This is a genomic window from Enterobacter sp. E20, assembly GCF_000801755.2.
Lineage (GTDB): Bacteria > Pseudomonadota > Gammaproteobacteria > Enterobacterales > Enterobacteriaceae > Enterobacter > Enterobacter asburiae_B.
In genome coordinates, this window is sequence record NZ_CP012999.1 from 1,971,546 (window position 1) to 1,984,334 (window position 12,789).

A 12,789-nucleotide genomic window follows, 5' to 3' on the forward strand; every position below is an offset into this window, starting at 1 on the left:
CCGAAGGGAATTACCACTGATAGCTTACGAAAATCTTACCGTTACGACCGTCCTGCGGAATGCCCTGAGGTGACCAGTACGCTTTGTCAAAGGCGTTGCCCAGCACCAGCGTGGTGGTCACGCCTTTGAGCCGCTCCTGGCCTTTGTAGCTCACGTAGAAATCGTTGACCGCATAGCCCGGCTGCTTGCTGTAGCTGCTGCTGATATGCGTTGAGCGATCGACAAAAGTACCGATCCAGCCGACGGAGAACCCGCTTTGCGCCACCGGGATATCCAGCTTGCTGGTGACGGTGTCCGGGTTAATGCTGGAGATGTACTCGCCCGTATCGGTGTCTTTCCCGCGCGTGCGGTTGTAGGCCAGATCGAGGCTGAAGAGATCGGCCGAGTATTTTGCCATCATATCCCAACCCCAGATTTTGGCGTTCGGAACGTTGTACGACATGGTGGTCGCGGCGGCAAAATCGACGGTGGTGGAGATATAGTCTTTGGCTTTGGTGTCGAAATAGCTGGCTTTAAACTCCAGCGCATCGTTGGCAAGCAACAGATCGTCAAAGCGCAGGCCAAAACCAAACTCCTGCGTTTCGTTGGTTTCCGGGCGCAGGTTCGGGTTTGGCACCCAGTAGTTGGTATAGAAGCGGCCAATGGAGAAGTGTTTGGCGTCGTTATACATTTCGCCCATGGTCGGCGCGCGGAAGGCCTGCGCGTAAGAGCCAAACAGCATCAGCCAGTCGGTTGGGCTGATGGTTAACCCGGCGCGGGATGACCACTTGTCTGCATCCACATCTTTGTAGCCGTCGCTGCTGCCGCGGTAGCTGTCATAGCGCGTGCCGCCCAGCAGGGTAACAGGCAGATCGCGCAGGGTGATCTCATCCTGCAGCCAGCCGGAGCTGAAGTCGATTTTCGCGTCCGGGAAGCCGGTGGTTGCCCCGCCCGGATGCTGCTCCTGACGATAGTATTCCCCACCGTAGGTCAGAAGGTGTGCTGCAAAGGTGTCTCTGAACAGACGGGTGCGGTTTTCCACCTTACCGCCTTTGGTGGTCTGCTTGCGGAACTCACCGCTACCGTCGACGTTCTGGGCATTAATGCGCGCTTCGGACCAGTAGACCTTCGCGTCGGCGTCCAGCCAGTCGTACCCTTCCGGTGAAATGTGGTAGCCAACCTGCGCATCGCGCTGGATGGTGGAGCGGTCGGTCATCGGGTTACTGCTGTCCGCCCCGGTGGTTTGCGGGTTTTTCGGCTCCTGAGCGGCGTTGTTGTAGTAGCGCAGGGAGCCGCTCAGGGTCTGGGCGGGGTCGATTTTCCAGCTGCCTTTCGCCAGCATGTTGTTGATGGATTCGTCGTTAGGCGCGGTTGCACCGTCGCTCTGGCGGACATCACCGCGATCCCGGCTGGACCAGGAGACCAGACCGTCAAGCGTATCGGTGCGGCCGTAGGCGCTGGCCCCCATCCCGAGGCTATGATCGCCCGTTGCGCCCGTTCCAAACACGCGGTAGCCGCTGTTTTTACCCGGTTCGAGCAGATCGTTGGCATCGGCGGTGTCATAAGAGATCACGCCGCCCAGCGCGCCGCTGCCGTACAGCAGGGCCGACGGGCCGCGGACCACCTCGATACGTTTGATTAGCGCGGGATCGAGAAAGGTGCTGTTCAGGTGACCGGTGTCGGTGCCCTGACGCACGCCGTCAACCAGCACCAGCACGCCGCGACGGTCATAGCCGCGCAGGTTGACGTCCTGCCCGTTAGTGCGCCCAGTGCCGTCCAGCGTCAGACCGGGGACGTTACGCAGCAGGTCGGCCGCCGAGCTTGCGGTTTGTTTCTCCGGCGCGCTGGCGTCAATTACGCTTACCATCATGGGCGCTTCAAAGGTGCTGCGGGCGTTGCCCGTGGCGGTGACGGTAATGTCGTCTGTGGCGGCGAACGCGACGCCCGGTAGGGTACTGGCAATCGCCAGCGCCAGAAGTGACGGACGTAAAGATGCGGAAGGCAGGTGTGGCATAGCAACTCTCCATAAGAAGTGAAAAGCGCTGGCTGCCTGGGGATAACCTGGGTGGCTGGCGTATTTTTAGGTGTTGTTTATTTTGTGAGGATCAGTTTTCCGGCATGGGTCTGGCGCAGAAGATAGCGCTGTCCGTCATGCTCGATAATGACCCGTCCCTCATCGCCGAGGAGGGTTTTGCTGTCAATGCGACGCTCGGCGGGGGCTGGCGCTGTGTGTGTTTTTGCTGGCGTTGCCGCGCTGTTATCCGTACGTGACATAATGTTTATAAATAACAATCAATGTAACAATGATAATCATTATCAATAAAGTACAAATTGACGGCAAGCATTTTTGTGAAAAAAGGGTGAGGGGATCAAATTTGGGGGTGAGGTGCGGTCTGATGCCCTCACTCCGACCCTCTCCCACAGGGAGAGGGAGAAGGGCACAATCGTAGGTCGGGTAAGCGCAGCGCCACCCGACAATAACATCAGAAGCGAGAATCTACCGCAGCTGCCAGCTTTTCCAGCAGCAGTTCGCTGTCTTCCCAGCTCAGGCACGGGTCGGTGATCGACTGGCCGTAAACCATCTGCTGTCCGGCAACGATTTTCTGCGTGCCTTCTTTGATAAAGCTCTCAGCCATAATCCCTGCAACGGCGGTCGAGCCGCTGCGGATCTGCTGACAGATCTCATCGCAGACGTCCAGCTGGCGGCGATGCTGCTTCTGGCAGTTGCCGTGGCTGAAATCCACCACCAGATGTTCCGGCAGGTCGAATTCGGCCAGCGTTTCACAGGCCGCCGCAATATCCTGGGCATGGTAATTGGGTTTCTTCCCGCCGCGCATGATGATATGCCCGTAAGGGTTACCGCTGGTCTGGTAGATGGTCATATGACCGCTCTTGTCCGGCGACAGGAACATGTGGCTGGCACGGGCTGCTCGGATGGCATCAACCGCGATACGGGTGTTGCCATCGGTCCCGTTTTTGAAGCCGACCGGGCAGGAGAGGGCAGAGGCCATCTCACGGTGGATCTGGCTTTCGGTGGTGCGCGCGCCAATCGCGCCCCAGCTGATCAGATCGGCGATAAACTGCCCGGTCACCATATCGAGAAACTCGGTCGCCGTCGGAACGCCCAGCTCGTTGACCTGTAAAAGCAGCTTCCGCGCCAGCTCGATACCGTGGTTAACGCGATAGCTGCCGTTGAGGTCAGGGTCGGAAATCAGGCCTTTCCAGCCCACCACGGTGCGCGGTTTTTCAAAGTAGGTGCGCATCACGATCTCAAGGCGATGCTGGTACTTATCCCGCAGTCCCTGGAGTCGTTTTGCATAATCCATCGCGGCATCCAGATCGTGGATGGAGCAAGGCCCAATCACCACCAGAAGACGTTTGTCTTCACCGTTCAGGATTTTTTCAATGCGGCGGCGGGAGGCCGTCACATGTTCCGCGACGGCGGCGGAAACGGGATGCCGCTGTGCCAGTTCAGCCGGCGTGACCAGGCTGTCAATGCGCGCAGTGCGGAGTTCATCGGTTTTATTCATGGAATGTCTCAGAAAATTTTTGCTTCATCGGCAGACTACCGGGAAGTGATGGGCATCACCTTAAACCAATCCCTGCTGATTTCAAGTTCGGGGCGACACCGCCCCGTGGTTGCAGGTGATGATACCTGAACCTGAGCTAATGTACTAGCATATTAGTACATGCGGCGATTAAGCCCCATGATGTCGAGAATTTTGGTGGCAATTTCTTCAACCGAATAGTTGGTGCTGTTCAGCCACGGGATCTGATTTTTGCGGTACAGCGCTTCCACTTCGGAGACCTCCATCCGGCACTGGCGCATGGAGGCGTAGCGGCTGTTCTCGCGACGCTCCTCGCGGATGGCCGCAAGGCGTTCAGGGTTGATCGTCAGGCCGAACAGCTTGTGCTGCAGCGGCTTAAGGGCGGCGGGCAGCACCAGGTTATCCATATCGTCGGCGATAAACGGGTAGTTTGCGGCGCGAATGCCAAACTGCATCGCCAGATAAAGGCTGGTCGGGGTTTTGCCGCAGCGCGACACGCCAAGCAGGATCACCTGCGCCTGGTCGAGATTTCGCAGCGAAATACCGTCGTCGTGGGCCAGGGTGTAGTCGATAGCGGCGATACGCGCGTCGTACTTGGTCAGGTTGCCGGGGTTCAGCCCGTGGGTACGGTGGGCAATGGGGGTCGGGTCGAGCTTCAGCTCGCTCTGCAGCGGAGCCACCAGCGCCTGCACGATATCCTGACAGAAGCCTTCACTTTGCAGAATGATGGAGCGAATCTCCGGGATCACGATAGAGTAGAACACCAGCGGGCGGACGCCGGTCTGCTGGTAGATGGCGTCTATCTGGTCCTTCACCGCTTTAGCGCGGCTCTCGTTTTCAACAAACGGCAGCGTGATGCTGTTAATCGAAACGGGAAACTGCGACATCACCGCGTGGCCCAGGACCTCGGCGGTGATCGCCGTACCATCAGAAATATAAAAAACGTGGCGATCGACAGCACTATCCATTTTACTCACCCTGAATATCAGACCTAATTGTCTGAAAGCATAAATTAAAAAAGTAAATTACACAGCAAAGAACTTATCCTAATTATGAATGAAACGCTGTTTTTGATTTTCCTGAAAAGTGGATTTCATTTTTCAAATAGCGACTTTATTTTTGGGGTTTCTGGCTGAATATAGAGGAATCATCGGGTTAATCGTTGATGGGAAAGTATCCGAAAAGTTGAAATTTTAAATTGCTTACACGATTCACCGTTTTTTTAGCGGAAATAAATATGCCAGTATAAATACGTAGTCAGGTGTTACTTACTCCGATCAAATATCACAAAAGGATTGTTTCGATGTCCAACAATGGCTCGTCACCGCTGGTGCTTTGGTATAACCAACTCGGCATGAATGATGTAGACAGAGTTGGGGGCAAAAATGCCTCCCTGGGTGAAATGATTACAAATCTGTCGGGTATGGGTGTCTCCGTACCGAACGGGTTTGCCACCACCGCCGATGCCTTTAACCTGTTTTTAGACCAGAGCGGTGTTAACCAGCGCATTTACGACCTGCTGGATAAAACGGATATTGATGACGTTACCGAGCTTGCCAAAGCCGGGGCGCAGATCCGCCAGTGGATCATCGACACACCTTTCCAGCCGGAACTGGAAAAAGCCATTCACGACGCGTACAACCAGCTCTCAGCTGACGATGCGCAGGCCTCCTTTGCCGTACGTTCCTCTGCGACCGCAGAAGATATGCCGGACGCCTCGTTTGCCGGGCAGCAGGAAACCTTCCTGAACGTCCAGGGTTACGATGCGGTGCTGGTGGCGGTGAAGCACGTGTTTGCTTCCCTGTTCAACGATCGCGCCATCTCCTATCGCGTGCACCAGGGCTACGACCATCGCGGCGTGGCGCTCTCCGCTGGCGTGCAGCGCATGGTGCGCTCGGACGTGGGCTCATCCGGCGTGATGTTCTCCATTGATACCGAATCCGGCTTCGACCAGGTGGTGTTTATCACCTCCGCGTGGGGTCTGGGTGAGATGGTGGTGCAGGGCGCGGTAAACCCTGACGAATTTTACGTCCACAAGCCAACGCTGGCCGCTGGCCGTCCGGCGGTGGTGCGCCGCACCATGGGCTCGAAAAAAATCCGCATGATCTATGCCCCGACCCAGGAGCATGGCAAGCAGGTTAAAATTGAAGATGTACCGCAGGAGCAGCGCGACCGCTTCTCCCTGACCGACGCCGAAGTGCAGGAACTGGCGAAGCAGGCGGTGCAGATCGAAAAACACTACGGCCGTCCGATGGACATCGAATGGGCAAAAGACGGTAACACCGGCAAGCTGTTTATCGTGCAGGCGCGTCCGGAAACCGTTCGCTCACGCGGTCAGGTGATGGAGCGTTATACGCTGCACGCGCAGGGTAAAATCGTGGCGGAAGGCCGCGCCATCGGTCACCGCATCGGTGCCGGTCCGGTCAAAGTGATCCACGACATCAGCGAGATGAACCGTATTGAGCCAGGCGACGTGCTGGTGACCGACATGACCGACCCGGACTGGGAACCGATCATGAAGAAAGCGGCGGCTATCGTCACCAACCGCGGCGGTCGTACCTGCCACGCGGCGATCATTGCCCGCGAGCTGGGCATTCCCGCGGTTGTCGGCTGCGGTGACGCCACCGAACGCATGAAGGACGGGCAGAACGTGACCGTCTCCTGTGCCGAAGGCGATACCGGCTACGTCTACGCCGATATCCTCGACTTCAGCGTGAAGAGCTCCAGTGTGGATACCATGCCGGACCTGCCGCTGAAGATCATGATGAACGTCGGCAACCCGGACCGCGCGTTTGACTTCGCCTGCCTGCCGAACGAAGGCGTTGGCCTGGCGCGTCTGGAATTTATCATCAACCGTATGATCGGCGTTCACCCGCGCGCGCTGCTGGAGTTTGACGACCAGGATCCGAAGCTGCAGAACGAAATCCGCGAGATGATGAAAGGCTACGACTCACCAAAAGAGTTCTACGTCGGCCGTCTGACCGAAGGGATCGCGACGCTGGGCGCCGCCTTCTATCCGAAACGCGTGATCGTGCGTCTGTCTGACTTTAAGTCTAACGAATACGCCAACCTGGTAGGCGGCGAGCGCTACGAGCCGGAAGAAGAGAACCCTATGCTGGGCTTCCGCGGGGCCGGACGCTACGTGTCCGACAGCTTCCGCGACTGCTTCGCGCTGGAGTGTGAGGCGGTGAAACGCGTGCGCAACGACATGGGGCTGACCAACGTCGAAATCATGATCCCGTTCGTGCGTACCGTGGATCAGGCGAAAGCGGTGGTGGACGAGCTGGCGCGTCAGGGTCTGAAGCGCGGCGAGAACGGGCTGAAGATCATCATGATGTGCGAAATCCCGTCCAACGCCCTGCTGGCCGAGCAGTTCCTGGAGCACTTCGACGGCTTCTCTATCGGCTCGAACGACATGACGCAGCTGACGCTGGGTCTGGACCGCGACTCCGGCGTGGTCTCCGAGCTGTTCGACGAGCGCAACGAGGCGGTGAAAGCGCTGCTCTCCATGTCCATCCGCGCGGCGAAGAAGCAGGGTAAATACGTCGGGATCTGCGGTCAGGGCCCATCCGACCATGAAGACTTTGCCGCATGGCTGATGGAAGAGGGGATCGATAGCCTGTCCCTGAACCCGGACACCGTGGTGCAAACCTGGCTGAGCCTGGCGGAACTGAACAAGTAACGCAACGCTGACCCGAAAAGGCGAGGATATTATTCCTCGCCTTTTTTATTTCATTTCTTATTTGCTCCCCATCACAAATAAAGTAAAAAACCAAATATCATAATTTGTCTGTCAATTTAGACAATTGTTAGCGCGCAAACCGTTGCTAATACTTGAGCCTTACTGCGCATTTCCCTTAAGAAGATGCGCAACTGGTTGAAATACGTTTTAACCTGATAAAAAGGCAAATAACAATGACTCTCTCCTCTGTATTGCGTACCAAAGATAAAATAGGTTATGGCTTAGGCGATATGGCCAGCGCGCTGGTCTGGCAAACGGCTACCTTATTTCTCGCTTATTTTTATACAGACGTATTTGGGCTGCCCGCCGCGATTATGGGCACCATGTTTTTAGTGGTGCGCGTGGTCGATGCGTTTGTCGACCCGTGCATTGGCGCACTGGTTGACCGCACCCGGACGCGTCACGGACGTTTCCGTCCCTGGCTGCTGTGGTTTGCCATCCCGTTTGGCGTGAGCTGCCTCATTACCTTCTATGTGCCGGACGTTGGGCCGACGGCGAAAATCGTTTACGCCTGCGTGACCTACGCGATTTTAAGCCTGATTTACTCCGCGATTAACGTGCCTTACTGCGCTATGCCCGGCGCGCTGACGCTGGACCCGCGCGAGCGTCATTCTCTGCAGTCGTGGCGCTTTGGCCTGTCGTTTATCGGCGGGCTGATCGTGACGGTTATTGCCCTGCCGCTGGTCTCACTGTTAGGCCAGGGCAACGTGCAGAAAGGCTATTTCTATGCCATGAGCCTGATGGGTCTGCTGGGAATTGTGCTGTTCTTCTGCTGTTTCCTGATGACCCGCGAGCGTTATTCTCCGCGCAATGATGCCTCCGGCTCCATGCTCACCGATTTAAAACTGCTGGCCGGGAACAGCCAGTGGCGTATTGTGTTCCTGTTTAATATTTTGCTGTTAACGGCGGTGGTGACGCGCGGTTCCGCCACCATGTATTACGTGAACTATGTGCTGCTGCGCCCGGATCTGGTTTTTGCCTTTATTGTTTCCGGCATGGTGGCCTCCTTAAGCGGCGCATTATTATCTGAACGGCTGCTGGGGAAATTTGACCGCGTGCGCGCCTACCAGTGGACGATTATCTCCTTCGTTATCTTCGGCGCGCTGATTTTCTTCCTGCCTCCTTCACAGGTGTGGCTAATCTTTGGCCTTAACATCGTCTTTAGCTTTATTCAAAACCTCACCACGCCGCTCCAGTGGACCATGTTCTCCGATGTGGTCGACTACGAAGAGCACCGCAGCGGCCGTCGTCTGGACGGGCTGGTCTTCTCCACCGCGCTGTTTGCCATCAAGTTTGGCCTGGCGCTGGGCGGGGCGGTCGTCGGCTGGGTGCTTGGCATGGTGGATTACGCCCCGGGCCAGGCAACCCAGGCGCCAGGCGTTCTCTCGACCATTAACGCGCTGTTCACCCTTATCCCTTGCGCGCTGTTCCTCTGCATGGTCGCGCTGCTTGCCATCTACAAACTCAACAGCCGGCTGGTGGATTCCATCGCCCTGGAGCTGGCCAGCAAGCGTGAAGTCAGACCCGAAGCGGGGCAGCTCAGCCCGGCAACCCCTTCCGCACTACAGGAGTAAAACATGACAGCTATCTATAAGGACGCTGGACGTCCCGTGCACGAGCGCGTCGCCGATTTACTGGCGCGTATGACCCCTGAAGAGAAGTTCGCCCAGATGCACGCGTACTGGCTGATCCTCGATGAAAACGGTAACCATCGCGAGCGCAGCGATCTGAGTGACGAATTCGCCGGCGTGAGCGAGCAGGCTGCGCTCAGCGAGCGGCTCAAGCTGGGCGTCGGGCAGATCACGCGGCCGCTGGGCACCCACATCGTTGACGCGAAGACCGGCGTGCGCGCCGCGAACCGCCTGCAGCGCATGATGATGGAAGAGACGCGGCTCGGCATTCCGGCGCTATTCCACGAGGAGTGTCTGGTGGGGCTGCTGTGCAAAGACGCCACCCTGTTCCCGTCGTCATTGAACTACGGTTCGACCTGGGATCCGGAGCTGGTGCAGCGGGCGGCAGAGCAGATTGGCAAAGAGGCGCGCTCCGTCGGCTGCCAGCAGGGGCTGGCGCCGGTGCTGGACGTGTCACGCGACGTGCGCTGGGGGCGAACGGAAGAGACCTTCGGGGAAGATCCCTGGCTGGTGGGCGTAATGGCGACCGCCTACGTGAAGGGCTTACAGGGCGATAAGCGCGATCTGCTGGCGACGCTCAAGCATTACGTGGGGCATTCGTTCAGCGAAGGAGCGCGCAACCATGCGCCGGTCCACCTGGGGTTCAGCGAGCTGAACGACACCTTCCTGCTGCCGTTCGAAATGGCGGTCAAGCTGGCAAACGCCGGTTCGGTTATGCCCGCGTACCACGATATTGATAACCAGCCGGGACACAGCGACAGCTTCCTGCTGACCACCGTCCTGCGAGAGCAGTGGGGATTCGACGGGATTATCGTTGCGGACTACGGCGGCGTCAGCCTGCTGCACCAGCACCACGGGATTTCCCACGACGCGGCCGAATCTGCTGCGCTGGCGTTCAACGCCGGGCTGGACGTTGAGCTGCCGAAAGACGACTGCGCGCGGCATCTGGCGGAAGCGGTAGAGCGCGGGCTGATCTCTATGGCGAAGGTCGATGAGATTGTGGCGCGCGTGCTGACGGAAAAATTCCGTCTGGGGCTGTTTGAAAAGCCGTACGCGGATGAAAACGGTATTGAACTGCAAAACGATATGACCCGCCAGGTGGCGCGGGAGGTGGCGACAAAATCGGTCACGCTGCTGGAAAACAACGGCATTTTACCGCTCGGCGGCAAACCCCGCGTGGCGGTAGTGGGGCCGACGGCAGACGATCCGCTGGCATTACTCAGCGGCTACAGCTTCCCGGTGCATTTGATCATCAGCGATATGGTGGAAGAGACCTCGCAGGTCACGACCCCGCGCGCGGCGCTGGAGCAGTATCTCGGTGCATCGAACGTCCGCTATGCCAAAGGGTGCCACATCATCGAAAAACGGATAGCGGGCGCGCCGGTCTTCCCTGGCGACAGCGGCGGCAAACCGATGCAGCAGTCGCCGGTATCGCAAAGTACCGCCCCGATCCCCGAGGCCGTGAACGCCGCGCAGGAGAGTGACGTGGTGGTGGCCTGCGTGGGCGATCTCGCCGGGCTGTTCCAGAGCGGTACCGTGGGGGAAGGTTCCGATACCGATTCCCTGAACCTGCCGGGCGTGCAGCAACAGCTGCTGGAAGCGCTGGTCGCCACCGGTAAACCGGTGATTGTGGTGATGACCGGGGGGCGTCCATACAACCTGCAGGGTCTGGAAGATAAGGTCGCGGCGCTGATGATGGCCTGGGCGCCGGGGCAGGAAGGGGGCTGGGCGATTGCGGACGTGTTAACCGGGCGTGCGGAGCCGCAGGGTCGTCTGGTGGTGAGCGTACCGAAAAGCGCCGGTGCGATGCCGTATTACTACAATCACAAGCTCAAAAGCGGCGGCACGCCGTTTGCGTTCCATTTCGGCTCACGTTACCCGTTTGGATTCGGCCTCGGCTGGACGACGTTTAGCTGGGGCGCTGTCCGCGTCGCCGAAAGCAGCATACCGGTCGACGGTGAGGTGAGGCTGAGCGTGGATATCACCAATACCGGAGAGCGCAGCGGCAGCGAGGTGGTGCAGGTTTACGTCAGGGATAAGGTCGCCACGCAGGTGCGGCCGCTTCAGGAGCTGAAGGCCTTCCAGCGCGTCACGCTCTCGCCGGGAGAAACCGCCACGCTCACCTTTACGCTGCCGGTTGAGATGTTCAACTTCACCCGTCGCGACGGAAAACGCATCGTCGAGCCGGGCGAGTTTGAGCTGCAGGTTGGCGCATCGTCGGCGGATATCCGCGAGGCGGTGACGGTCAATGCGACAGGGGAAACGCGGGTGCTGCCGGCTGAGTGGCGGATGCTCAGTACCTGTGAGGTTCAACGCGCGTAGTCTGGATAAAAAAAAGCCCATCGTGGGAGATGGGCAAAGACTACACACAGCAATTCGTTGTTTCACTCAGGGGATTTCCATGCTTATAAATCAAGGTGTTGATTTATAACCGTGTGCTAATAGTAGGCATTGTGTTATTTAGCGTCGATCGGATTCGTCTCAATAGTTAAAGAGACGTAAAGAATTCTTGAGGTTATTAGCAGACTTACTGCTGAAAAGGCGGGTCTGACCAGTGAGCAACGAATAAATACTTTAGCAGTGTTTAAGTATCATGCGAGAGAGTGTAGGCCGGGTGAGCGTTAACGCCACCCGGCAGCATACCTTAATGCGTGTTCTTCTCTTCCAGCTCTTCCAGTTCGCTCAAAATCACGTCCGGGTCAGTTCCCGGCGGCGGAATTTCATGCACCCAGGCAGAGAACAGACGCCAGGTGACGGCGAGCAGCACCGGGCCAATAAACAGGCCAATCATGCCAAAGGCAATCAATCCGCCAATGACCCCGGAGAGGATCAGGATCAGCGGCAGGTCTGCGCCCATGCGAATAAGGATCGGACGAATTACGTTATCCATGGTGCCGACCACGCAGCTCCAGACCAGCAGCACCGTTCCCCACGTGGTATCGCCCGTCCAGTAGAGCCAGATAATGCTGGGGACCAGCACCAGCAACGGTCCCAGCTGTGCAAGACAGGTCATCAGCATGACCACGGTGAACACGGTGGCGTACGGTACGCCGGAAATCGCCAGACCGATCCCGCCCAGCACTGCCTGCACCAGCGCGGTGACCACCACACCCAGCGCAACCGCGCGCACGGCCTGCGCGGCCAGCAGCACCGCCGCGTCACCGCGTTTGCCCGCCAGGCGGGTGGCAAAGTGACGAACGCCTAAAGCCACCTGCTCGCCGCGCCAGTAGAGCAGGGCGCTGAAGAGCAGCATCAGGGTACAGTGCATCATAAAGCGGCCGATATGCGCCGCCTGACCGACAAACCAGGTGGTGGTGGTGCCAATGTACGGGCGGACTTTTGCCATCAGCGCGCTGCCGCCCATCTCCAGCAGACTATGCCAGCCGCTGTAGAGTTTGGAGCCCACCACCGGAATGCTGTTCAGCCAGGCGAGATCCGGCAGCGTCAGGTCGCCGCTGCTAATGGCGCGAATAACCGGGCCACTGGAATCCACCAGGCTATTTACCAGCAGGGCAATCGGAATAATAAACAGCAGGAACAGCAGGAGCGTCATGACCAGCACGGCGAGCCCGCGACGGCCGAACAGCAGCTTCTGCAAGCGCAGCAGCAAAGGCCACGTGGCCACGACAACGGTCGCTGCCCACGCAAAGCCGAGAATAAAGGGTTGAACAATCCACAGACACGCAATAATCATGAGGGCCAGAAACAGCACCGACAGCAAAATTTGCGCAACATCCCTGGGCTGGCGAAGATTGACCATAAATGAAACTTTCCTTAAAAGAACGCCAGTACGACTGGCGGGAACGGAAAACCGCGTCTCTTTAATCATTAATGATCTCAGCGGTTTTTAACAGGCGAATTCTGCCTGTAATTCAGCAGAGATTATAAG

8 protein-coding genes and 1 other RNA gene are annotated in these 12,789 nt (G+C 57.9%); 3 read left to right on the forward strand and 6 right to left on the reverse strand.

Annotation, left to right across the window (positions count from 1 at the left end; all coding sequences use genetic code 11):
* Positions 1 to 10: 10 nt before the first annotated feature.
* From NI40_RS09380 to ppsR, 4 genes are all read right to left on the reverse strand, one after another.
* Entirely contained in the window at positions 11 to 1,993 is a 1,983-nt protein-coding gene (locus NI40_RS09380; protein WP_039262092.1) for a TonB-dependent hemoglobin/transferrin/lactoferrin family receptor, read from the reverse strand.
* Between the two features lie 77 nt (positions 1,994 to 2,070).
* A complete protein-coding gene (gene hemP, locus NI40_RS09385; RefSeq protein ID WP_032638304.1) occupies positions 2,071 to 2,253 on the reverse strand; it encodes a hemin uptake protein HemP in 183 nt (60 codons plus the stop codon).
* 209 nt (positions 2,254 to 2,462) lie between these two features.
* Positions 2,463 to 3,509, reverse strand: a complete 1,047-nt coding sequence (gene aroH, locus NI40_RS09390; RefSeq protein ID WP_033145292.1) for a 3-deoxy-7-phosphoheptulonate synthase AroH — start codon at positions 3,507 to 3,509, stop codon at positions 2,463 to 2,465.
* 152 nt (positions 3,510 to 3,661) lie between these two features.
* The gene (gene ppsR / locus NI40_RS09395; protein WP_023311315.1) at positions 3,662 to 4,495 is read right to left on the reverse strand and encodes a posphoenolpyruvate synthetase regulatory kinase/phosphorylase PpsR; all 834 of its coding nucleotides are present in this window, start codon (positions 4,493 to 4,495) and stop codon (positions 3,662 to 3,664) included.
* A gap of 335 nt (positions 4,496 to 4,830) precedes the next feature.
* On the opposite strand from ppsR, the gene ppsA reads away from it, so the two are divergent.
* The 3 genes from ppsA (at position 4,831) to NI40_RS09410 (ending at position 11,222) form a co-directional block, all read left to right on the forward strand.
* Positions 4,831 to 7,209, forward strand: a complete 2,379-nt coding sequence (gene ppsA / locus NI40_RS09400) for a phosphoenolpyruvate synthase (RefSeq protein ID WP_023311316.1) — start codon at positions 4,831 to 4,833, stop codon at positions 7,207 to 7,209.
* Between the two features lie 233 nt (positions 7,210 to 7,442).
* Entirely contained in the window at positions 7,443 to 8,843 is a 1,401-nt protein-coding gene (locus tag NI40_RS09405) for an MFS transporter (protein WP_039262093.1), read from the forward strand.
* Between the two features lie 3 nt (positions 8,844 to 8,846).
* On the forward strand, positions 8,847 to 11,222 hold the full coding sequence (locus tag NI40_RS09410) for a glycoside hydrolase family 3 N-terminal domain-containing protein (protein WP_039262094.1): 2,376 nt from the start codon (positions 8,847 to 8,849) through the stop codon (positions 11,220 to 11,222).
* A 5-nt stretch (positions 11,223 to 11,227) separates the two neighbouring features.
* On the opposite strand, the gene rprA is transcribed toward NI40_RS09410, so the two are convergent.
* An RNA gene (gene rprA, locus NI40_RS22720) (antisense sRNA RprA) lies at positions 11,228 to 11,335 on the reverse strand.
* Between the two features lie 209 nt (positions 11,336 to 11,544).
* Positions 11,545 to 12,660, reverse strand: coding sequence for an AI-2E family transporter YdiK (gene ydiK, locus NI40_RS09415; RefSeq protein WP_023311319.1), 1,116 nt, complete (start codon positions 12,658 to 12,660; stop codon positions 11,545 to 11,547).
* Positions 12,661 to 12,789 lie beyond the last annotated feature (129 nt).

What these genes read in the sequence shown, in the direction of transcription:
- NI40_RS09380 (WP_039262092.1), bottom strand. Translation starts at nt 1,993, where the DNA reads ATGCCACACCTGCCTTCCGCATCTTTACGTCCGTCACTTCTGGCGCTG.
- hemP (WP_032638304.1), bottom strand. Translation starts at nt 2,253, where the DNA reads ATGTCACGTACGGATAACAGCGCGGCAACGCCAGCAAAAACACACACA.
- aroH (WP_033145292.1), bottom strand. Translation starts at nt 3,509, where the DNA reads ATGAATAAAACCGATGAACTCCGCACTGCGCGCATTGACAGCCTGGTC.
- ppsR (WP_023311315.1), bottom strand. Translation starts at nt 4,495, where the DNA reads ATGGATAGTGCTGTCGATCGCCACGTTTTTTATATTTCTGATGGTACG.
- ppsA (WP_023311316.1), top strand. Translation starts at nt 4,831, where the DNA reads ATGTCCAACAATGGCTCGTCACCGCTGGTGCTTTGGTATAACCAACTC.
- NI40_RS09405 (WP_039262093.1), top strand. Translation starts at nt 7,443, where the DNA reads ATGACTCTCTCCTCTGTATTGCGTACCAAAGATAAAATAGGTTATGGC.
- NI40_RS09410 (WP_039262094.1), top strand. Translation starts at nt 8,847, where the DNA reads ATGACAGCTATCTATAAGGACGCTGGACGTCCCGTGCACGAGCGCGTC.
- ydiK (WP_023311319.1), bottom strand. Translation starts at nt 12,660, where the DNA reads ATGGTCAATCTTCGCCAGCCCAGGGATGTTGCGCAAATTTTGCTGTCG.